Source organism: Thalassovita aquimarina, assembly GCF_018219815.1.
In the GTDB taxonomy this organism is placed as follows: Bacteria; Pseudomonadota; Alphaproteobacteria; order Rhodobacterales; family Rhodobacteraceae; genus Thalassobius; species Thalassobius aquimarinus.
The window spans coordinates 21527-42475 of the sequence record NZ_JADMKU010000014.1; the positions used below are offsets into that span (position 1 = coordinate 21527).

The following is a 20949-nucleotide window of genomic DNA, read 5'->3' on the forward strand; positions in this document are numbered from 1 at the left end:
CTGTTGAAAGTCGTGCGCGAAATCAGTCATGGGACACCCCCAGATAGGCGTCGATCACGTCCTGGTTGCTGCGCACTTCGTCCGGGGTTCCGTCCCCGATTTTCTTGCCGTAATCCATCACGACGACGCGGTCGGACAGGTCCATCACCACGCCCATGTCGTGTTCGATCAGCGCGATGGTGGTGCCGAATTCATCATTCACGTCGAGGATGAAGCGGCTCATGTCCTCTTTTTCTTCGACGTTCATGCCCGCCATCGGTTCATCGAGCAGCAGCAGCATCGGTTCGGCCGCCAGCGCACGAGCCAGTTCGACCCGCTTTTTCAAACCATAGGGCAGACGCGCGACCGGCGTTTTGCGGATCGACTGGATTTCCAGGAAGTCGATGACCTTTTCGACCACCTCGCGGTTTTCCACTTCTTCCCGCTCGGCCTTGCCCTTCCAGATCGCCTGCTGAAACAGGCCGGACTTCATGTAGTTCAGCCGCCCGGTCATGACGTTGTCGAGAACGCTCATGCCTTCGAACAGCGCGATGTTCTGGAACGTCCGGGCAATGCCCTGCTGCGCCACCTGGTAGGGTTTCATCGGCGGGCGTTTCGCGCCCTTGAACCAAACCTCGCCCTCCTGCGGCACGTAGAAACCTGAAATCACGTTCAGCATCGAGGATTTGCCGGCCCCGTTCGGGCCAATGATGGCGCGAATTTCGCCTTCCTTGATGTCGAAGCTGATATCGGTGATCGCCTTCACCCCGCCGAAACGCAGCGTGATGTTCTTCATCTCCATCAGCGTGCCGCCGATCTTGCGACCGTCGTCGGTGACATATCCTTCTTCGTTGCTCATTCTGCCGCCACCTTCTGCGTTGTCACCGGCACCACCGCGGCATCGATCAGCTTCAGCGTCGCGCTGATCGATCCCTTGCGGCCGTCCTCGTAGGTCACTTCGGTTTCGGTGAAGATTTCATCCTTGCCGCCATAGAGCGCATCGATCAGATCGCTGTACTTGTCCTCGATGATCCGGCGGCGCACCTTGCGGGTACGGGTCAGTTCGCCGTCATCGGCATCCAGTTCCTTGTGCAGCACCAGGAAGCGGTGGATCTGGCAACCCGACAGCATTTCGTCCTGCGCCACAGATTTATTGACCTCTTCCACGTGATCCTTGATCGCGGCCAGAACCTGCGGATGCCCCGCCAGTTCCTGGTAGGAGGAATAGGCGATGTTGTTGCGTTCAGCCCAGTTGCCGACCGCGGACAGGTCGATGTTGATGAAGGCCATGCATTGGTCGCGGCCATTGCCGAACACCACCGCCTCGAGGATGTTGGGGTAGAATTTCAGCTTGTTTTCAACGTATTTCGGCGCGAACAGGCTGCCATCGGCCATCTTGCCGACATCCTTGGCGCGGTCGATGATCCGCAGATGCCCGGTACCGGGTTCGATGAAACCCGCATCGCCGGTTGCGACCCAGCCTTTGGCATCCTTGGTCGAGGCGGTGCTTTCGGGGTTCTTGTAATATTCCTCGAACACGCCGGGGCTGCGATAGAACACCTCGCCATTGTCGGCGATCTTCAGCTCGACGCCGGGCGAGGGCACGCCGACCGTGTCGGAACGCACTTCGCCATCGGGCTGCGCGGTGATGAACACCGTCGCCTCGGTCTGGCCGTAAAGCTGTTTCAGGTTGATGCCCAGCGAACGGTAGAAATCGAAGATTTCCGGCCCGATCGCTTCGCCCGCGGTGTAGCCCACGCGCACCCGGCTGAAGCCCAAGGTGTTCTTCAGCGGTCCATAGACGAACAGGTTGCCCAGCCAGTATTTGAACCGGTCCCCGAAGCCCACCGGCTTGCCGTCCAGAATCGACGGGCCGACCTTCTTGGCGTGGGCCATGAAATAGTCGAACATCCGCTTCTTCAGCTTGCCCGCGTCTTCCATCCGGATCATCACGTTGGTCAGCTGGGTTTCGAACACCCGCGGCGGGGCGAAGTAATAGGTCGGGCCGATTTCGCGCAGGTCCACCGTCAGCGTATCGGCGCTTTCGGGGCAGTTGACGCAGAAGCCGCACCAATAGGCCTGCCCGATCGAGAAGATGAAGTCGCCCACCCAGGCCATCGGCAGATAGGCGAGGATTTCTTCGTTCCCGCGCAGATGGTCGAATTCAGCGGAATTCTTGGCGCTTTCGATCACGTTGCGGTTCGACAGAACCACGCCCTTGGGCTTGCCGGTTGTGCCCGAGGTGTACAGCATCACGCAGATGCTGGAATAATCCAGCTTGGCTTCGCGGCGGCGCAGTTCCGGCGTCAGTTCATCGCGTGCGGCGTGGCCCTGTTCCTGGATATGCGCGAATTCGTGCAGGCGGGAATGGTCGTATTTCCGCATCCCGCGCGGATCGAGATAGATCATGTGCTCGAACTGGTGCAGGCGATCCTGAATCTCGATCACCTTGTCGACCTGTTCCTGGTCCTCGGCGATCACGAAACGCGCGCCGCAGTGATCCAGAACATAGGCCATCTCTTCCGCGGCGCTGTCCTGATAGAGCGGTACCGGGATCGCGCCGACAGATTCGGCGGCCACCATCGACCAGTACATGTAAGGACGGTTGCGCCCGATGATCGCGATGAAATCGCCTTCGTTGACGCCAAGATTGATCAGGCCCAGTGCGAGATTGGTGATCTCTGCCTCTGTCTCTTTCCAGGTCCAGCTTTGCCAGATGCCGAATTCTTTTTCCCGATAGGCGGGACGATCGCCGTATTCGGTGGCGTTACGGTGCAACAACGCCGGGATGGACGTCAGTCCACCCGCCGCCTGTGACGGTTGTGCCAATTCTGTTCCTCCCAAATGCTCGTTAGTTCCGAGCGTGCGACCGAGTAGCCGCGATTCTCCCTCCTCCAAGGGATCGAATTAAGGATTCACCGTCAACTTTTTCCTGATCATTTCCCAATTGTAACGAATTGTAACAGGCACACGCGCAATGCTTTTCGCCGCCCGCGCGGGATGTTAGCCATGTCACAGGGAGAGAATAAAATGGGCCGGAAACCCCTTGATACCGCGGCGATGACGATGGCCGGGCTGAATCTGATTCAGCAGGGCCTTTCGATATACGACCGTGACCTGAAACTCGTCGCCTGCAATCGACCTTTTCGGGAAATGTTCGACCTTGGAAGCGATCAGGTCCGGCCGGGCGCGGGGTTCGAGGACACCATCCGCTATCTTGTCGAGCGCGGCGAATATGGCGAGATCGACGACGTCGACGAAGCGGTTCGCGTCCGGGTCGAACAGGCCAAAACCTTCACGCCGCATTACATGGAACGCAAGCGTGCGAACGGGCAATGGATTTCGGTCGAGGGATCGCCCCTGCCACAGGGTGGCTGGGTGACGGTTTACACCGACATCTCCAGACCCAAGCAGCAGGAAGAATTGCTGCGCGCCCGGTCCGAGGAACTGTCGGACAAGGTGCTGACCTATGCCGAACAGCTGGCCACCGCCAACCGCAAGCTCGCCGCGACCGTCACCGCGCTGGAAGAAGCCAAACATCAGCTGACCGAAACCGAGGCCCGCACCCGCCAGACCACCGAAATGATGCCCGCCCATATCGCCCATGTGGGGATGGACCGTTATTACACCTTTTCCAACCGGAAACTGTCCTCGGTAATGCCGGGGCGGCCATCAAACATCGTCGGGCTGCATATCGAGGACGCCCTGGGCACGGATATCTACGCCGCGATCCGGCCGCACCTGGAAGAGGCCTTCGCCGGCACGGCCTCGGTCTTCGAATTTTTCGACGAAGCCAGTTCGCGCCGCATCCGTGCCGCGTTCACCCCGGCACAGGATACCGGCGGCGAAGACGACGGCGTTTACATCCTGTCGATGGACATCACCCGCGAAACCCAGGCCCGGACCGCCCTGCAACAGACAAGGCGGCGCGAAATGGCGGCGCAGTTGACCAGCGGCATGGCGCATGATTTTTCCAACCTGCTGACCATCATCCTGGGCAGCCAGTCGCGGTTGCAGAAAATGGACCTGCCCGCCGACGCCAAGCGCCAGATCGAAGCCACCCTGTCGGCGGCGCATCGCGGCGGATCGCTTCTGAACCGGATCGCCGACATCACCGGCGCGCGCGAATGGCACCCGGTCCCGGCCGATGTCGGGCTGCTGCTGGACGATCTGCAAATCCTCGCCGCCCCGGCGCTGCCCGCCAATTTTTCGCTCAACATAAGCAACCTGCTGCATGACAACCGGCTGATGCTCGACACCGGGATGTTGCAGGATTCGCTGCTGAACCTGATCCTGAACGCCCGCGACGCCTGCGGCAAATCCGGCGAGATCAGCCTGACCGTCGCCCCGGTGCAGAACCTGTGGGCCGAATTCATCCTCGACGATACCGGCCCAGGATTTTCCGACACCGCGCTGGAACACGCGCTGGAACCCTTCTTCACCACCAAGGGCGGCGAGGGGTCGGGGCTGGGCCTTTCGATGGTCTATGACATGACGAAACTCGCCGGCGGCCGCATCGGCGTGTCCAACACCGAAACCGGCGGCCGGGTGGTGATCCGGCTACCGCTGCAACCGGCGCCGCCGCCGCTGGAACCGGGCCTGGTGCTGCTGGTCGAAGACAGCCCCGACCTGCGCGAAACCGTGCGCTCGATGCTGACCGCGCTTGGCAACACGGTGATCGAGGCCGAAACCGTGGACGAGGCGCTGGCGTTGCTCGACGGGTTGCCCGACATCGGGCGCATCCTGTCCGACATCACGCTGGCGGGGGAAAAGACCGGGCTCGATCTTCTCGACGCGCTGCCCGCCGGTCACCCGCCGCTGTCGCTGATGACATCGCTGCCCCCCGATCACCCGCTTTCCCGAACTGCCTCGACGCAGGCGCCATTGCTGCGTAAACCCTTTACGCAGTCGCAGCTGACAACCTTCTTGCAACAGGAAACCGCCGCCGAATGACCGCGCCCCTTGTCACCATCCTGGACGACGAACCGGAAATCCGCTCGATGCTGGCCGATGCGCTGAACGAGGCCGGGTTCCGCACCATGAGTTTCGGGCGCGCCACCGAATTCGAAGCCGCCCTTAAATCCGCCACCCCCGACGTCTGCCTTGTCGATCTGTCGCTGCCGGACAAGGACGGGCTGACGCTGGTGCACCGGCTGGCGCTGGAACAGGGCGCGACGGTGATCATCATTTCGGGCCGCGCGCAGGTACAGGACCGGGTGACCGGGCTGGAACTCGGCGCCGACGACTACATTATCAAGCCCTTCGACCCGGCCGAGGTCGTGGCCCGCATCCGCGCCCGGCTGCGCCGCGGCCAGACGCCGCCGCAATCGGGAAACACCGCCAGTTTCAACGGCTGGACCGCGCATTTCGACAGCTACATCCTTGAGGACGAAGAGGGCCTTGAAACGCCGTTTTCGCATGCCGAAGGCGAAGTGCTGCGGCTGTTCCTCGAACGCCCCAAACGGCTGATTTCGCGCGCGGTGATGCAGGAAACGCTGGGTGGCGCGGCCGGGGAAAGCTTCGACAGGGCGATGGATGTGCGGATCTCGCGGCTGCGCACCAAGCTGCGCGAGGATCCGAAAAATCCGCGCCTGATCAAGACGATCTATGGCGCTGGCTATATTTTCCTGGGCGACGTGAGCTGGAGCTGAAATTCCCTACGGCGGCGTAGGGACGGGCTTGATCCGCGCGAATCACATGCCTAGAATCACCCCATGACCAGCTGCCTGCTCTATCGCCCGACGCCTCAGTCCTTCCGGCCCCGCTACTACCGGGTCGAAATCGCCATGAACCTGCTTGAAGAGGTGTCGGTCATGCGCGAATGGGGCATCAGCGGCGGCAAGGGGCAATCCCGGATCGACCTGTTCGGCAATCTGCGGCAAGCCTCGGAACAGGCCGACCGGCTGCGCAATGCCGCGCTGAAACGCGGCTATCATCGCAGCGACGCGGCCTGACGCGGTTTCCCCGCCGATTTCATGCATTTCCGCGACGTGGGCCATTGCACCCGCGCCCGCCTTTGCCTACCCATTCGCTGAACCGCAAAGGCAGAAACGATGTCCACCATCACACTGATCCGCCACGGCCAGGCCAATACCCGGGCGCAGGACGAAACCAGCTATGACAAGCTCAGCGAACTGGGCACGCAGCAGGCGGCCTGGCTCGGCGATCATCTCCGCGCCACCGGCGAACATTTCGAACGGGTCTATAGCGGCACCCTGACCCGCCATGTCGAAACCGCCCGCGCGATGCAGGCTGAAACCCATGGCGCCATCGTGCAGGACGCCCGGCTGAACGAAATGGAATTCTTCACGCTGGCCAACCTGTTGCGCGATCAGCAGGGCATTCCCCTGCCCGACACGCGCGAAGGTTTTGTCACCTACATGCCGATGCTGCTGGGCAAGTGGCAGGCCGGTGCAATCGGCGACACGCCCGAAACGTTCCAGGATTTCGAAACCCGCGTCGACGCGGTGATCAACGAAATAAATGCGGGCCACGGACCCGCCCTGGTCGTCACGTCGGGCGGGCTGATCGGCATGGTGATGCGCCACGTTATGGGGCTCGCAATCCCGGCCTTCGCCAAGGCTTGCATTGCCATCCAGAACACCTCGGTCCACCGTCTGCACCGCGTCGGCGACGACCTGGCGCTGACCCAGTTCAACGCGGTGCCGCATCTGGACCATCCCGACCGGCAATATGCCCAAACCCATCTCTGACGCCCTGCCCGACCGAAAGGAAGGATCGAAACCATGACACATCTCTGGGTCCGCGCAGAACAGCGCCCGAACGAAGACCGGGTCGGTCTGACGCCAGAAGGCGCCGCCGCGCTGATCAAGGCGGGCATCCGCGTCACGGTCGAGGAAAGCCGCGTGCGCGCCATCCCGATCGACGGCTACCGCGATGCGGGCGCCGAAATCGCGCCGGAAAATTCATGGCCCGAGGCGCCGCGTGATGCGATCATTTTCGGGCTGAAGGAACTGCCCGAGGACGGCACGCCGCTGCCGCATCGTCACATCATGTTCGGCCATGCCTTCAAGGGGCAGCATTCGGGCAAGGCGCTGCTGGAGCGGTTCAAGGCCGGCGGCGGCACGCTGTACGATCTGGAATACCTTGTCGATGAAACCGGCCGCCGTGTCGCGGCCTTCGGCTACTGGGCCGGCTATGCCGGGGCGGCGGTGACGCTGAAAACATGGGCGGCGCAGCAGCGCGGAGAGATCTGCGGCCCCGTGGGCGTTTACCCCAGCAAGGACGCGCTCAATGCCGAATTGCTGGCAGAACTGGACGCGACCGGAACCGGTCGCCCGCGCGCCATCGTGATCGGCGCGTTGGGCCGGGTCGGCACCGGGGCGTCGGACCTGTGCACCGCGATGGGGGTCGAGGTCACCAAGTGGGACATGGTCGAGACCGCCAGCGGCGGGCCGTTCCCGGAAATCCTCGACCACGACATTTTCCTCAACTGCATCTTCGCCCGCCCCGGCACCCCTGTCTTCGTCCCGCGCGAGTCACTGGATAAGCCGCGCAAGCTCAGCGCCATTGGCGACGTGGCCTGCGACCCGGACAGCGATTACAACCCGATCCCGGTCTATGACCGTGCCACCACCTGGGCCGAACCGGCGCTGCGCGTAGCGACCGATCCGGTGTTGGACGTGATGGCGATCGACAACCTGCCCTCTATGCTGCCGGTGGAAAGTTCGCAAGATTACGCAGCGCAGCTGCTGCCGTCGCTCTTGACGCTGACCGATCTGGACAGCGGCGTCTGGGGCCGGGCCAAGGCCACATTTGACAGTCACACGGGCTGAGCATGGAAATCTATATCGGTTACCTCGCCGGGTTTCTCGGCACCGTCTGCTGGGTTCCTCAGACCTGGAAGGCCTGGTCCACCCGCGACACCTCCGGCCTGTCGCTGGCGGCGAATTTTCTGTTCCTGCTGACCGTGACACTCTGGCTGCTCTATGGTCTGCTGGTGAAGGACTGGCCGCTGATCATCGCCAATGGTTGCGCGACTTTGATCGTGCTGAGCATCGTCGCGGCGAAACTGAAATACAAATAGTTACAGACAAGGGAGCAATTCATGACCATTCACTGGTGTGGCACCGGCCTTTCGGCCATTCCCGGCCTGCGTCGCCTGATCGACAACGGTCACAAGGTCACGGTGTGGAACCGGACCGTCGAAAAAGCCAGGGAAGCGGTCGGCGACCTGACCGACGAAATCCGCGCCTTCGACATGGACACGCTGGCCGAAGCGGTTGCCGAAGGCGACGTGGTCGTCTCCATGCTGCCCGCCGATCATCACGTGCCGCTGGCCAAGCTGTGCCTGCAAAAGGGCGCGCATTTCGTATCCTCGTCCTACATCGCGCCGGAAATGCGGGCGCTGAATGACGAAGCGAAGGAAAAGGGGCTATGCCTAGTGAACGAAGTCGGGCTAGACCCGGGCATCGACCACCTGATGGCGCATGCGCTGATGGCAGATTACAAGGCGTCGGACGCCTTCGACCCGGCAAATGAGCTGTCCTTCATTTCTTATTGCGGCGGCGTGCCAAAGAACGAAAACCCGTTCCGCTACAAATTCAGCTGGTCGCCGCTGGGCGTGCTGAAGGCGCTGCGCTCGCCCTCCCGCTCGATCCGCGATTCCGCCGTCTTCGACGTCGACCGTCCTTGGGACGCGATCAGCAGCTATACCGCCCCCCTGCCCAGCCCGGAAGATTTCGAAGTCTACCCGAACCGCGATTCGATTCCCTTCATGGCCGAATACGGTTTCGAAGCGGATTGGCCGGTGCGCCAGTTCGTGCGCGGCACGCTGCGGCTGAACGGCTGGACCGATGCTTGGTCGGACGTGTTCCGCGAAATCGAAACGCTGGAAGGCCCCGAGGGCGATGCGCGCCTGAAGGAAATGTCGGATCAGTTCTGGGCCGAAAACGCCTATGACGAAGGCGAACCGGACCGCGTTGTCCTCTGCGTCGCGCTGAGCGCCGAAAAGGATGGCAAGGAGGTCTGGCACAAGACCTATGTCATGGATGCCTGGGGCGACGAGCGCGGCAACGCGATGGCGCGACTGGTATCGGTACCGGTGTCGCTGGCCATCGAATCGGTGCTGCAGGGCAAGATCACACCGGGTGTTTCGGCAGCTCCGGCGGAGGCCCCGCTGGTCCAGGGCTGGCTGGCAGAGATTCAGAAGCTCGCACAGCACATGGAACTCGTCGATCACCTGGGTTGAATTTCAACCGCGATGCAAAAGAAAGACGCCCGCCAAATGGCGGGCGTCTTTTTGTGTTAGAGCACTACGAAGATCAGCGCAGGCTGACGTTTTCCAGATTCGCCAGCGATCCGAAAACGTGAACCGGCACGGTTTCACCCCGATACTGCCCCTCGTCACGGGTGAACAGATAACCCGACGCCGCGAGGGTGTCTTTTTGCCCCACGGTGACCGACAGGGTATCGCCCGAATAGAGGCCGCGATCACGGTCGGCCTCGTGGAACGCGGCCGGCACGCTGCGGGTCATGACCGTTTCAGCAGTATAATCCTGCCCCGCGAAAGCGGCGGAAGCGGCGGTCAGGGCGAAGGCGGCGGTTGCAATAACAAGTTTCATCTCATGTCCTTTTGAGTTGCTTTTGGTCTGTCGCTGGTTGCGACCTGAGCCTCATATGGCGCTATCAACCCCGCGCTTCAATGCGATTAAGCCCCTGAAATATGTGCATAAACGGCCCCCTCCCGCGCAAAATTGCACGACACGTCCTTGTGAACATGCATACACATGGAAATCTTGTTGCTGCGGTGCGGAATCGCACGGAGTGTTTCGGTATCTCCGCGTATTTCCCATCGGTTCAGGGCTGGTTGGCAAAGATCCAGAAGCTCACACAGCACATGGAACGCGTCGATCACCTGGATTGAATTCAACCGCGATGTAAAAAAAACGCCCGCCAAATGGCGGGCGTCTTTTGATTAACAGGATCGTTTGTCCGCGGATCAGCGCAGGCTGCCGTTTTCCAGATTCGCCAGCGATCCGAAAACGTGAACCGGCACGGTTTCACCCCGATACTGCCCCTCGTCACGGGTGAACAGATAACCCGACGCCGCGAGGGTGTCTTTTTGCCCCACGGTGACCGACAGGGTATCGCCCGAATAGAGGCCGCGATCACGGTCGGCCTCGTGGAACGCGGCCGGCACGCTGCGGGTCATGACCGTTTCAGCAGTATAATCCTGCCCCGCGAAAGCGGCGGAAGCGGCGGTCAGGGCGAAGGCGGCGGTTGCAATAATAAGTTTCATCTCATGTCCTTTTGAGTTGCTTTTGGTCTGTCGCTGGTTGCGACCTGAGCCTCAGATGGCGACGCCAACCCCGCGCTTCAACGATATTAAGCCCCTGAAATATGTGCATAAACGGCCCCCTCCCGCGCAAAATCGCACGACACATCCCCGTGAATATGCATAGTCATGGAAATCAACGGCTTAGCCGCGAGACGCAGACCAGACCACCGCTAGCGCTCACACCCGTTCATACGGACGGATCACGAAATCCAAAGTTCGTGTTCACGCCGGCGCGACGAAAAAAGGCCCCGCCTGTGAGACGGGACCGTGTACATTCGCCGCTTGCCGCGGGATCAGCCGCCGCGGATCAGGTCGTCTTCGTCGTCCATTGCCGAGAGGCCCAGAGCGTCGAGCCCGTTTTCCAGGTGATCCGACAGGTGCGGCGTCCCGATCAGGTAATCGGCGGTGGGTGTCGTGGCCTCCGCCATCGCGGTGGCGCGCGCCTCGGACCATTCTTCCGCCTCGAAACTGCCGCGCCCGACCCACATCAGCGTGACCAGATCAATCTGCTCTTCTTCGGTCAGTCGGTCGATGAAGGCCCGCAGTTCACCCTCCGCGCGGTTCAGTTCCCGCGCCATCAGGATCACGTTCGCCACCTTGCGTATGCTGATTTCTAGCACGTCTCATCCTCCTGTTCGCGCGGCTTCGGCCACAAGATGCGCCAAACGGGGCGCACCCGTCCTTGATCTGGATTAAGTCAGCCCTTCGGCCGTTCCAGCGGCACCACGGCGCTTTCGCTCTCGGGCGCCAGTTCCTCGAAATCGAAATTGTCCAGCCGCCGTGCCCGGCGGCCGGCCTTGTCTGCGCTGATCTTGATTTCCGAAATATCCTTGGCCGCCTGCCCGAAATGCCGGTCGAGGTTTTCCACCCGCGTGCCCAGCCGCTCGACATCGGCAAACAGCATCGACAATTCGCGCCGGATCGCTCCGGCCTGTTCGCGCATCCTTGCATCCTTCAGGATCGCCCGCATCGTGTTCAGCGTCGCCATGCAGGTGGTCGGCGATACGATCCAGACCCGTTTGTCGAAGCCTTCACGTACCAGTTCAGGGAAATTGGCGTGCAGTTCGGCATAGACCGCCTCGGAGGGCAGGAACATCAGCGCGCCGTCGGCGGTTTCGCCCTCGATCAGGTATTTTTCCGAAATCGCCTTGATATGCGTCCGCACCGTCTGGCGCAGGAATTGCGCCGCGCGGGTCAGTTGTTCCTGCGTTTCGGCCCGGCGCAGCGCCTCGTAAGCTTCCAGCGGGAATTTGCTGTCGATCACGATCGGGCCCGGCGGGTTGGGCAGGTGGATCAGGCAGTCGGCGCGTCTGCCGTTGGACAAGGTCGCCTGCCAGGTGAAACTGTCGCTGGGCAGCGCCTTGGTCACGATATCACGCAGCTGGATCTCGCCGAATGCGCCGCGGGTTTGCTTGTTCGACAGGATGTCCTGCAGGCTCAGCACGTCGCCCGACAGCTTGGTGATGTTTTCCTGCGCCTTGTCGATGGTTTTCAGCCGCTGCTGCAATTCGCCAAGTGACTGCGCGGTGTTGCGGGCCGATCCCTGCAGGTTTTCGGTCATCTGCTGCTGCACATGCGCCAGGCGCTTTTCCATCAGCTGCAGCATGTTGGTCTGCGATGCCGATTGCGCCTCGGCCACGTGGGTCAGCCCGCCGGCCAGTTGCTGCTGACCGTCGCTGAGCGCCTGCACCCGCTGGCCCAACTGCCCCATCTGCATCGCCAAGGGTTCGGCAAGCCGCGCAGACCGGCCCGTGGCCCGCACCGTCATGATCAGCAGGATCAGCACCAGCAATCCGATGCCCGCCGCCGCCAGAACCGCGATCCCCAGCGGATCGCCCAAACCGTAAACCTGCCCGTTAATTTCGATCATGTCCGTCCAAACAACCGTTCGATATCGCTCAATTTCAGTTCCACGTAAGTGGGGCGCCCGTGATTGCACTGGCCGGAATGGGGCGTCGCCTCCATTTCCCGCAAGAGCGCGTTCATCTCCTCCGCCCGCATCCGCCGACCCGACCGGATCGACCCGTGGCAGGCAACCCGGCTCAGGATCGCTTCGATCCTTGCCTGCACCGTTTGGCTGTCACCCAGATCCGCCAGTTCGTCGAGGATATCCAGAACCATCGCCCGCGCGTTCACCTCGCCCAGGATGGCGGGGGTTTCGCGCACCGCGACGGCGCCGCCGCCGAACGCTTCGATCCCCAGCCCAAGCTTTTGCAGGTCGTCGGCGATCTCCATGATCCGGGCGCAGTCGCCCTCGGACAGCTCGACGATTTCCGGGATCAGCAGCGCCTGAGCCGCAACCCCGTTTTCGGCCATCTGGTGTTTCAACTTTTCATACACCAGCCGTTCATGCGCGGCGTGCTGATCGACGATCACCATGCCGGTTTCGGTCTGCGCGATGATGTAGTTTTCATGCACCTGCGCCCGCGCCGCACCCAGCGGCAGCGCCTCGACGGGTGTCTCTTCCGGCCCTTGCGGGGGTGTCTCGATGACCTCTTCCACCCGCGCGCTGTAGCTCTGACCGAATTCGGCAAAGCCCGGTTCGGGCGCCTGCGCCCGGTAGCTCTGGCTGATCGCCTGCTGCGACGGGCGGTCCATCTGGTAAATCCGGCCCGGCGTCGCCGTCCCCTGCTGCGGCACCGGTTCAGGGCGAAACGCGCCTAGGGTGGCCCCCGCCACCGTGGTCGATGCGCGATGCCCGGCCTCGGCCAAGGCATGGCGCAGCGCCGACACGATCAGCCCGCGCACCATGCCGGGGTCGCGGAACCGCACCTCGGATTTCGCCGGGTGCACGTTGACGTCGACCTTGTGCGGATCGCATTCGATGAACAGCGCCGCCGCCGGGTGCCGGTCGCGGCTGAGGAAATCGAAATAGGCCCCCCGCAACGCCCCGATCAGCAGCTTGTCCTTCACCGGGCGGCCATTGACGAACAGGAACTGCGCCACCGCCGATCCGCGCGAATAGGTCGGCAAAGCGGCGTAGCCTGTCAGCATGAATTCATCGCGTTCGGCATCGATCTTCAGCGCGTTTTCGGCGAATTCCGCGCCCAGCACCCGGGCCAGGCGGCCATGCAAGGCGTCGAACAGGTCGCCGCTTTCGGGTTCGGCGCGGAAGGTCACCCGGCCTTCGCCGCCACCCGACACGTCGCGCAGGGTGAAACCGATGAACGGTTCGGCCATCGCCAGCCGTTTCACCACGTCGTTGATCGCCTGGGTCTCGGCCCGGTCGGTGCGCATGAATTTCAGCCGCGCCGGGGTGGCGTAAAACAGGTCGCGCAATTCGACCACAGTGCCCTGGTTCAACGCCGCCGGTTTCACCGGGCCCATTTCGCCGCCCGCGACTGCGATTGAAGCAGCCTCGCCGCCAGCAACCCGGCTGGTGATGGTCAGCCGCCCCACCGCGCCAAGCGATGGCAGCGCTTCCCCACGAAACCCGAAACTGTGAATGTCGAGCAGGTCCGACCCGTCGATCTTCGACGTCGCATGGCGCGACAACGCCAGCGGCAACTGGTCTTCGGTGATGCCGCAGCCGTCATCGGTGACCCGGATCAGCGTCTTGCCGCCATCGGCGATCGCGATCTCGATCCGCCTTGCGCCCGCGTCGATGGCGTTTTCCACCAGTTCCTTCACCGCCGAAGCCGGTCGTTCGACCACCTCGCCGGCGGCGATGCGGTTGATCGTGCCTTCGTCCAGCTGTCGGATTACGGGCTGATTTTCGCTTATGTTGGGGGAAGCCTGAGCCATACAACAAGACCTAGCACAATCGGACGCGATTCGACCATTGCCGAATTCGCAACAGGGTTACAGGGCGGCAGTCTTGAACAACTTCACCTTCAGCCCGCCATGGGCAATCGGCGGCCCCGAGGGTTCGAACGGCAAACCGGTCGCGTTGGCCAAGGGCGTTTCGCTGGTGACGATGCCGACACGCCAGCCGGAAAACCGTTCCTTCAGCACCTGCCCCAACGATCCGTAGAGCGCGAACAGGTCCTTCTTCTTGCCAATCCGCGCCCCGTAAGGCGGGTTGACGAAGACCAGCCCCGGCGGCCCGTCGGGGCGTTGCAGATCGCTGATCGGCGCGGGGGTGAAGCGGGTGCAATCGGCCACCCCGGCGCGTTCGGCATTTTCCTTCGCCATCCCGATCACGTTGACGTTGCGGTCCGAGCCGTAGAACAGCAGGTCGGTCGGGTGCGGTTTCGTTTCACCGCGCATGTCCTGCCACAGCGCATCGTCGAATCCGTTGAGCTTCTCGAAGGCGAAGTGGCGCGCCCGGCCCGGCATCAGCCCCTTGGCGATTTCCGCCGCCTCGATCGGGAAGGTGCCCGAACCGCACATCGGGTCCAGCACCGGTTCCTGCCCGTCGTAGCCGCAGGCGCGCAACAAGAGCGATGCCAGCGTTTCGCGCATCGGCGCCTTGCCGACGCCCGCCTTGTAGCCGCGCTTGTGCAGGCTTTCGCCCGAGGTATCGACGCTGAGGATCACTAGGTTATCGTCGATCCGCGCCTTGATCTGAACCAGCGCCTCGTCCGAAATCGGCGCGCCCAGTTCCTCGGCAATCGCGGTTTCCAGCCGCTGTTTCGCGGCACCGGCGTGGTAGATCTTGGATTTCCGGTTGGTCGATACCTCGACCCGGACCGGTTCGTCCGGGCGCAGGACATCGCCCCAGGGGAATTTCCGCGCCCGTTTGTCGAGCTGCGCAAGATGGAAGGCGCGGAACGATCCGATCCGCGCCAAGACCCGTGTTGCGCCGCGCAGGGTCAGGTTGGCGCGCCAGACATCCGCCCAGCCGCCGGTGAAGGTGACACCGCCGGGCACGGGCGTGGCTTCGGCAAAGCCCTTTTCGCGGGCCTCCTCAGCCAGAACAGGTTCCAGCCCCGGCGGGCCGACGAGGAAGATTTCGAATGTGTCGTCCATTGCGCCTGATTAGCGGGGTTCAGGGCGAGGTGCGACAGAAAACTATCGTGTATCGAAATAACTGGGATTCGCGCCCGCCCTGAAGGGGGAGGCCGGGCGCAAACCGGATCGCAAGCGATCCGGGGAAAATCACCCTTTGGTGGCCGCCTCGTACCAGGCGACGATCTTCGCCCGTTCCTCGGGTTCGATGAAGCTCAGGTTGGCGGGCGGCATCGCGTGGCTCAGCCCCGCCTGCAGGTAGATCGCGCGCGCCTGGCTGGCGATCTGGTGCGGGGTTTCCAGGCGCACCCCCTTGGGCGGCCAGTGCAACCCGTCCCAGCCCGGTTCCTCGGCGTGGCACATCGAACAGCGGCCCATGACGATATCGGCGACTTCTTCGAATCCTTCGACCTCGGCGAAGCGCAGGGCGGGGCCATGGGCTTCCTCGACCTCCTCGGCGCGGAACATCGGCGCGGTGGACATCCACATGATCGCGATGAACAGCAATGCGGTGGCCAGCCAGGTCCAGGTCGGGTTTCCCTTCCGCGCATGCAGCGAGTTGAAATAGTGCCGGATGGTGACGCCCATCAGGAACACAAGGCTGGCGATGATCCAGTTATATTCGGTGGCGAAGGCCAGCGGGTAATGGTTCGACAGCATCATGAAGATGACCGGCAGCGTCAGGTAGTTGTTATGGGTCGAGCGCTGCTTGGCGATCTTGCCGTATTTCGCGTCCGGCTTGCGCCCGGCGATCAGGTCGGCCACCACGATTTTCTGGTTCGGGATGATGATGAAGAAGACGTTTGCGCTCATGATCGTGGCGGTGAAAGCGCCCAGATGCAGCATCGCGGCGCGGCCCGAAAACACCGATGTGTAAAAATAGGCCATGCCGACCAGCACCACGAACAGAGCCACCATCAACGCGGTCTGGTTGGCGTTCACGAACTGCTTGCACAGCGCGTTGTAGACCACCCAACCGAACGCCAGCGACGCCATGGAAATCAGCACCGCCTGCCAATTGGCCAGTTCCATCACCGCCGGATCGACGAGGTAGAATTCGGCCCCCATGTAATAGACCACGGCCAGCAACGCGACCCCCGACAGCCATGTCGAATAGCTTTCCCATTTGAACCACACCAACCCGTCGGGCATGTTGGCCGGCGCGACCAGGTATTTCTGGATGTGATAGAACCCGCCGCCATGGACCTGCCATTCCTCGCCATCGGCCCCTGTTGACAGGTTGCGGTCGCGTTGCAGCCCCAGATCCAGCGCGATGAAATAGAAGGACGATCCGATCCACGCGATCGCGGTGATCACGTGCAGCCAGCGCACCGCGAATTCCAGCCATGCGCCCATGGCGGCAAAATCATACATCGGGACCTCCTGAGGATCGGTTTTCTCTAGGCTATCGCCCGTCGCACTTGTTTGTTAATTCTTCAAATCGGAAGAACAGTTTCAAGAAGCGTTTGAAAATGGCCTATGTAAACAACATCCGGATGTTCCTGCGCGTCTACGAATTGGGCAACATGAGCGCCGCGGCCCGCGATCAGCGCACCTCGCCGGCGGTCGCGTCCTCGCGCATCGCCGAGCTGGAAAAGCATCTCGGCGTGCGGTTGTTCAACCGCACCACCCGGGCGCTGCACGCCACCGAGCATGGCAAGCTTTTCTATGAAGGCGCCTGCAAGATCGTCGAGGCGATCGACGAGGCCGAGGCCAAGGTCATGCACGCCACCCAGTCACCGCGCGGCACGCTTTTCGTGGCGGCCCCGTTGGGGATCGGCCGGCGGTTCATCGCGCCGCTGGTGCCGCAGTTCAAACGGCAATATCCGGATATCGACGTGCGCCTGCGCCTGTCGGACCGGCACATCGACGTGACCGGCGAAGGGCTCGACCTCGCCTTTCAGCTCGGTCCGCTGCAGGACAGCGACCTGAAGGTGCGCGTCATCGCCGATTGCCCGCGCATATTGTGCGCCGCGCCCGAATATATCGAACGGCGCGGCAAGCCCGAAACAGGTGACGACCTGCTGGAACAGAACCACGACTGTCTGAATCTGCGCTTTCCCGGCGCCAAGGAATTCCAGTGGACCTTGCAAACGGCGACCGGCCAGCGCCGGTTCGAAATCACCGGCCCGTTCGAATCCGACGATGGCGACGTGCTGACCGGCTGGGCGCTCGACGGGGCGGGCATCGTCCTGAAACCCATTTTCGAGGTCGCCGAGCACCTTGCTGCGGGCACGCTGGTTCCGGTGGCAGAACAAACCCCGCCCCTTTCGGTGCCGCTTGTCTGCCTGTCGCCCAGCCGCCGACTGCGTGATCCCAAGGTGCAGTTGTTCGCGGAATTCATGATCAAGACCTGCCGGGACAAGCTGGCAGAGCTACATGCCTCATGATTGGTTGATCCGGACCGTCAGGCTTCAATTCAGGGTGCAAAATGCCGGAAAACATTCGCCAGCAACGCACTTCGCCGCTTTGCTCTCTTTTCGTTCTTATATAATCTTTACTAGTCCCTTCGTCGCATCCGGCATGGGGCATTTGTGAAACGCCTTGGCGGAAGATTTCTGCCAAGGCTGATTTTAACCGTTAACAAGTACTGCGCGTGATCGTGTGAGAACCATCTTTGCTATCCCGGTCCGCTCGTTTTTGAGGAGTGACACCACTTTGAACATATCGGGATCTGTTTCAGGCCTGCCCGGACCGCTGTGGCATGGGTACGACACCGCGGACGTCTGCCCCGTCGGCCTGTCCCCGGTTATGCGTCGCCGGAGAGACGCGCATGGTTCGTAGTTCAAAACCCGTCATCCCCATTATCGCATTGGTCTACACGCTGGTGATCGCAGGATTGATCGCGGGCTATGTTTTCATCGACAACGCGCTGGACCGGAAATACCGCGACGACCTTTCCGCACGGTTACAGGACAGCCTGGTCGCAACCGGGGCGGCCCTGAACCGCTGGGCGGACGGACGGACGCGCGAAGCGATCGCCGCGGCGCAGTTGGAGATCGTTCAAGACGCAGCCCGCAACCTGCTGGCGATCGCGGATGACGAAGACGCCCTGATTGCCCACCCGGATCAAAAACGCTTGGCCACGCATTTCCGGCCCTATCTGGCGAGCCAGCATATCGAGGGCTACTTCATCATCGCCCCGAACGGCATCAGCCTCGCCTCTTCCCGGGTCGCCAATACCGGCACGCCCAATCTGCTGCTGGCGCAGCCCGACCAGTTCATGGCGGCCTTGTCCGGCGACCCCATGGTCACCCGCCTGCAGCAGTCCGATGTGCCGCTGACCGGCGAAGCAAGCCCGCGGGGCAACTCGACGCTTTTCGCCATCGCACCGATTTGGGATGGCCAAGGCACCGTAATCGCACTGATGGCTCTGCGCCTTTCGCCGCGGATCGACCTGTTCCCGCTGGTGGAAACCACCGCCACTCGGTCCCAGTTGAATGCCTATGCGTTCGATTCCGAAGGCAACCTTTTGTCACGGACTCCCGATTTCGAGATTTTCGAAAACGGCAGCGTTAGGCATGACGGCACAGCCCGGCTGCTGGAGCCGGGAACCGAAGCCCAGCCGGAGTTCATCCTGCCGGTCCGGCAGGCGCTGCAGGGAAACGATAACGTTTCTGTCGATGGCTATCTGAATTTTGCGGGTGAAACCGTGGTCGGGGCGTGGCTCTATGATGAAAACCTCGGCTTGGGCTTCGTCAACGAAATCGACAAGGCGACCGCCTATGACCTGCGGGATTTTTTCAAGCGGCTTGATCTGGCCTCGCTCATCATCGCGATCGGCCTTTCAACGCTCGGAGCGCTGGTCGCCCTGCGTATCTCGCATGAGGCCGAACACAAAAAGCGCTTCGTGATGTCCCTGATGACCGCCAACAAGGACGTCAATTTCGTGGTGAACGCCAAGGGCATCATCACCAATGTGAACCCGGCCTTCCGAAACGTGTTCGGCTCCGGCAGGCAAGCCGCGATCGGATCGCCGATCAGCGATTTCGCCCGCATCGAAAACGACGCCGACGGCGACCTGTCGGCAAAGGGCCTGAACATCCTGGCCCGGAACCGGTCCGACAGCATGATCCGCGCGCACGGCACCGGCAAGGGCGGGTCAGCGATACCGATCGGCCTGCGCGTCGAAACCATCGATACCGACAGCACCAGCGAAAGCTACCTGGTGGTGGTGCATGACTACAGGGACATCGAACGCCGCGAAGCCGCCCTGCGCGAGGCCTATGAACGGGCCGAGGAAAGCAATCGCACCAAGGCATCCTTCCTGTCCACGATCAGCCACGAATTGCGCTCGCCTTTGGTCAGTGTGATTTCGGCCCTCGACCTGATCGGCGACCGGATCGGCAAGGATGAAGACCGCAGCCTGGTTTCCTCTTCCCGACGTTCGACCAAGCTGCTCTTGGGCATGATCGACGACGTGCTTGACTATGCCCGCATGGAAACCGGCAATTTCGAACTCACGCCGCAGGACATATCGCTGGAAAACGTTCTGCAGGATACGGTCGACACGCTGCGCTGGCAGACCCAGAGCAGCAAGACCAAGCTAATCCCGTTCTGCGACCCCGAACTGCCGATGGTGCACGCGGATGGATTGCGGGTGCGGCAGATCCTGCTGAACCTGGCGGGCAATGCGATCAAGTTCAGTTCGCAGATGCAACAGGACGGCGAAGTGCAAATATCGATGCAGAATGGGGCCGTCCGCAACGGCATCCAGCATGTCGTGCTGCAGGTTCGCGACAACGGGATCGGCATGACCGGGGAAACGATCGCTCAGATATTCCGCCCGTTCACGCAAGGGGACGGATCGATCCGCCGCCGCTACGGTGGCACCGGGCTGGGCCTGTCGTTGACCCGGCGACTGGTCGAACTGATGGACGGCCGGATCGACGTGCAAAGCACTCCCGGCGAAGGCACTACCTTCGAAATCGACATCCCGATGCAGGCGGTGGCGGATCGCGGCGAAACCGACCTCAAAACGGCCCCGGCGCTGCATGGCAAGGCCGTCTTCTTCTTCTTCGGAGCGAACCCGGACATCGCCGCCATCCTTCGCTGCTACGTCGAAAATGCCGGCGCTGTGTTCGTGTCGGACGAAATGCCGACCAAGACAAATCGCCACCTCAAGCCGGACTATGTCATCGTATACGGGGAAACGGCCGCTGATCTGGAAATACTGACCACGGGCCATGCCGGTGTTCCGCGTCTCGAAATCGTCGGCCTGCCCGACGAAAGCGACCGGACTCCGCGCGACAGCCGGATCGCGCTGGCCGAACTGATGCCTTCGTCGCTGATCGCCAAGTTGACCGGCATGAAGGCGCAAGAGGAAGCCAAACCGGCCGGGGCGGCCATTCCGCAAAGCAAGGTTCTGCTGATCGAAGACGACCGGATGACCCGCGAAATCACCATGCGCATGCTGGACAAGCTGGGCGTTGCCGCCGACGCGGTGGAAAACGGCAAGGAAGGATTGGACCATTGGCGCAGCGGGGCCTATTCGCTGCTCTTGTCGGATTGCCATATGCCGATCATGGACGGGTTCCAGATGGCCGCCAGCATCCGCGAAGAAGAACTGGACAAGCATTTGCCGAAAACGCCGATCGTCGCCCTGTCGGCGGACCTGACGATGGAAATCAAGCAGCTGTGCCAGAGCTGCGAAATCGACGAATATGTCCCGAAACCGTTGACGCCGCGCAAGCTCAAGACGCTGATGGCGACATATGCGTCGGACGGCACATCCCGTCCCGATGCCTGAGCCACGTCGGGGCAGTGCCCGTTCCGTACCC

18 protein-coding genes are annotated in these 20949 nt (G+C 62.2%); 9 read left to right on the forward strand and 9 right to left on the reverse strand.

What is annotated here, in order from left to right; all coding sequences use genetic code 11:
* Nucleotides 1–22: 22 nt before the first annotated feature.
* A complete protein-coding gene (locus IT775_RS14620; RefSeq protein ID WP_212701859.1) occupies nucleotides 23–838 on the reverse strand; it encodes an ABC transporter ATP-binding protein in 816 nt (271 codons plus the stop codon).
* Nucleotides 835–2808, reverse strand: a complete 1974-nt coding sequence (locus IT775_RS14625) for an AMP-binding protein (RefSeq protein WP_246525610.1) — start codon at nucleotides 2806–2808, stop codon at nucleotides 835–837. Before IT775_RS14625 ends, IT775_RS14620 begins: the two co-directional genes overlap by 4 nt.
* 201 nt (nucleotides 2809–3009) lie before the next feature.
* Here IT775_RS14625 and IT775_RS14630 point away from each other — a divergent pair, with 201 nt between their 5' ends.
* The 7 genes from IT775_RS14630 (at nucleotide 3010) to IT775_RS14660 (ending at nucleotide 9190) form a co-directional block, all read left to right on the forward strand.
* Complete coding sequence (locus IT775_RS14630; RefSeq protein WP_212701860.1) at nucleotides 3010–4932, forward strand: hybrid sensor histidine kinase/response regulator; 1923 nt, start codon at nucleotides 3010–3012, stop codon at nucleotides 4930–4932.
* Nucleotides 4929–5630, forward strand: coding sequence for a response regulator transcription factor (locus IT775_RS14635; protein ID WP_212701861.1), 702 nt, complete (start codon nucleotides 4929–4931; stop codon nucleotides 5628–5630). Before IT775_RS14630 ends, IT775_RS14635 begins: the two co-directional genes overlap by 4 nt.
* A gap of 63 nt (nucleotides 5631–5693) precedes the next feature.
* Nucleotides 5694–5933, forward strand: coding sequence for a WGR domain-containing protein (locus IT775_RS14640; protein WP_212701862.1), 240 nt, complete (start codon nucleotides 5694–5696; stop codon nucleotides 5931–5933).
* A 99-nt stretch (nucleotides 5934–6032) separates the two neighbouring features.
* Nucleotides 6033–6692: a histidine phosphatase family protein gene (locus tag IT775_RS14645; RefSeq protein ID WP_212701863.1), complete on the forward strand. Its 660-nt coding sequence runs from the start codon at nucleotides 6033–6035 to the stop codon at nucleotides 6690–6692.
* 33 nt (nucleotides 6693–6725) lie between these two features.
* Nucleotides 6726–7775 (forward strand): saccharopine dehydrogenase, encoded by a 1050-nt coding sequence (locus IT775_RS14650; protein ID WP_212701864.1) that lies wholly within the window; start codon nucleotides 6726–6728, stop codon nucleotides 7773–7775.
* Between the two features lie 2 nt (nucleotides 7776–7777).
* Nucleotides 7778–8026 (forward strand): SemiSWEET family sugar transporter, encoded by a 249-nt coding sequence (locus IT775_RS14655; protein ID WP_212701865.1) that lies wholly within the window; start codon nucleotides 7778–7780, stop codon nucleotides 8024–8026.
* Nucleotides 8027–8047: 21 nt separating this feature from the next.
* On the forward strand, nucleotides 8048–9190 hold the full coding sequence (locus IT775_RS14660) for a saccharopine dehydrogenase family protein (RefSeq protein WP_212701866.1): 1143 nt from the start codon (nucleotides 8048–8050) through the stop codon (nucleotides 9188–9190).
* 73 nt (nucleotides 9191–9263) lie between these two features.
* On the opposite strand, the gene IT775_RS14665 is transcribed toward IT775_RS14660, so the two are convergent.
* From IT775_RS14665 to IT775_RS14695, 7 genes are all read right to left on the reverse strand, one after another.
* The gene (locus IT775_RS14665; RefSeq protein WP_212701867.1) at nucleotides 9264–9563 is read right to left on the reverse strand and encodes a hypothetical protein; all 300 of its coding nucleotides are present in this window, start codon (nucleotides 9561–9563) and stop codon (nucleotides 9264–9266) included.
* Nucleotides 9564–9940: 377 nt separating this feature from the next.
* On the reverse strand, nucleotides 9941–10240 hold the full coding sequence (locus IT775_RS14670) for a hypothetical protein (RefSeq protein WP_212701868.1): 300 nt from the start codon (nucleotides 10238–10240) through the stop codon (nucleotides 9941–9943).
* A gap of 332 nt (nucleotides 10241–10572) precedes the next feature.
* Nucleotides 10573–10899, reverse strand: a complete 327-nt coding sequence (locus tag IT775_RS14675; RefSeq protein ID WP_212701869.1) for a DUF3775 domain-containing protein — start codon at nucleotides 10897–10899, stop codon at nucleotides 10573–10575.
* A 77-nt stretch (nucleotides 10900–10976) separates the two neighbouring features.
* Nucleotides 10977–12149, reverse strand: a complete 1173-nt coding sequence (locus IT775_RS14680) for a DNA recombination protein RmuC (RefSeq protein ID WP_212701870.1) — start codon at nucleotides 12147–12149, stop codon at nucleotides 10977–10979.
* Complete coding sequence (mutL, locus tag IT775_RS14685) at nucleotides 12146–14023, reverse strand: DNA mismatch repair endonuclease MutL (protein ID WP_212701871.1); 1878 nt, start codon at nucleotides 14021–14023, stop codon at nucleotides 12146–12148. The genes IT775_RS14680 and mutL overlap by 4 nt, the downstream gene beginning before the upstream one ends.
* Before the next feature lie 57 nt (nucleotides 14024–14080).
* Complete coding sequence (locus IT775_RS14690; RefSeq protein ID WP_212701872.1) at nucleotides 14081–15190, reverse strand: THUMP domain-containing class I SAM-dependent RNA methyltransferase; 1110 nt, start codon at nucleotides 15188–15190, stop codon at nucleotides 14081–14083.
* Nucleotides 15191–15319: 129 nt separating this feature from the next.
* Nucleotides 15320–16543, reverse strand: coding sequence for a urate hydroxylase PuuD (locus IT775_RS14695; RefSeq protein ID WP_212701873.1), 1224 nt, complete (start codon nucleotides 16541–16543; stop codon nucleotides 15320–15322).
* Nucleotides 16544–16641: 98 nt separating this feature from the next.
* Here IT775_RS14695 and IT775_RS14700 point away from each other — a divergent pair, with 98 nt between their 5' ends.
* Both IT775_RS14700 and IT775_RS14705 read left to right on the forward strand, forming a co-directional pair.
* A complete protein-coding gene (locus IT775_RS14700; RefSeq protein ID WP_212701874.1) occupies nucleotides 16642–17559 on the forward strand; it encodes a LysR family transcriptional regulator in 918 nt (305 codons plus the stop codon).
* A gap of 383 nt (nucleotides 17560–17942) precedes the next feature.
* Nucleotides 17943–20918 (forward strand): ATP-binding protein, encoded by a 2976-nt coding sequence (locus IT775_RS14705; RefSeq protein ID WP_212701875.1) that lies wholly within the window; start codon nucleotides 17943–17945, stop codon nucleotides 20916–20918.
* Nucleotides 20919–20949 lie beyond the last annotated feature (31 nt).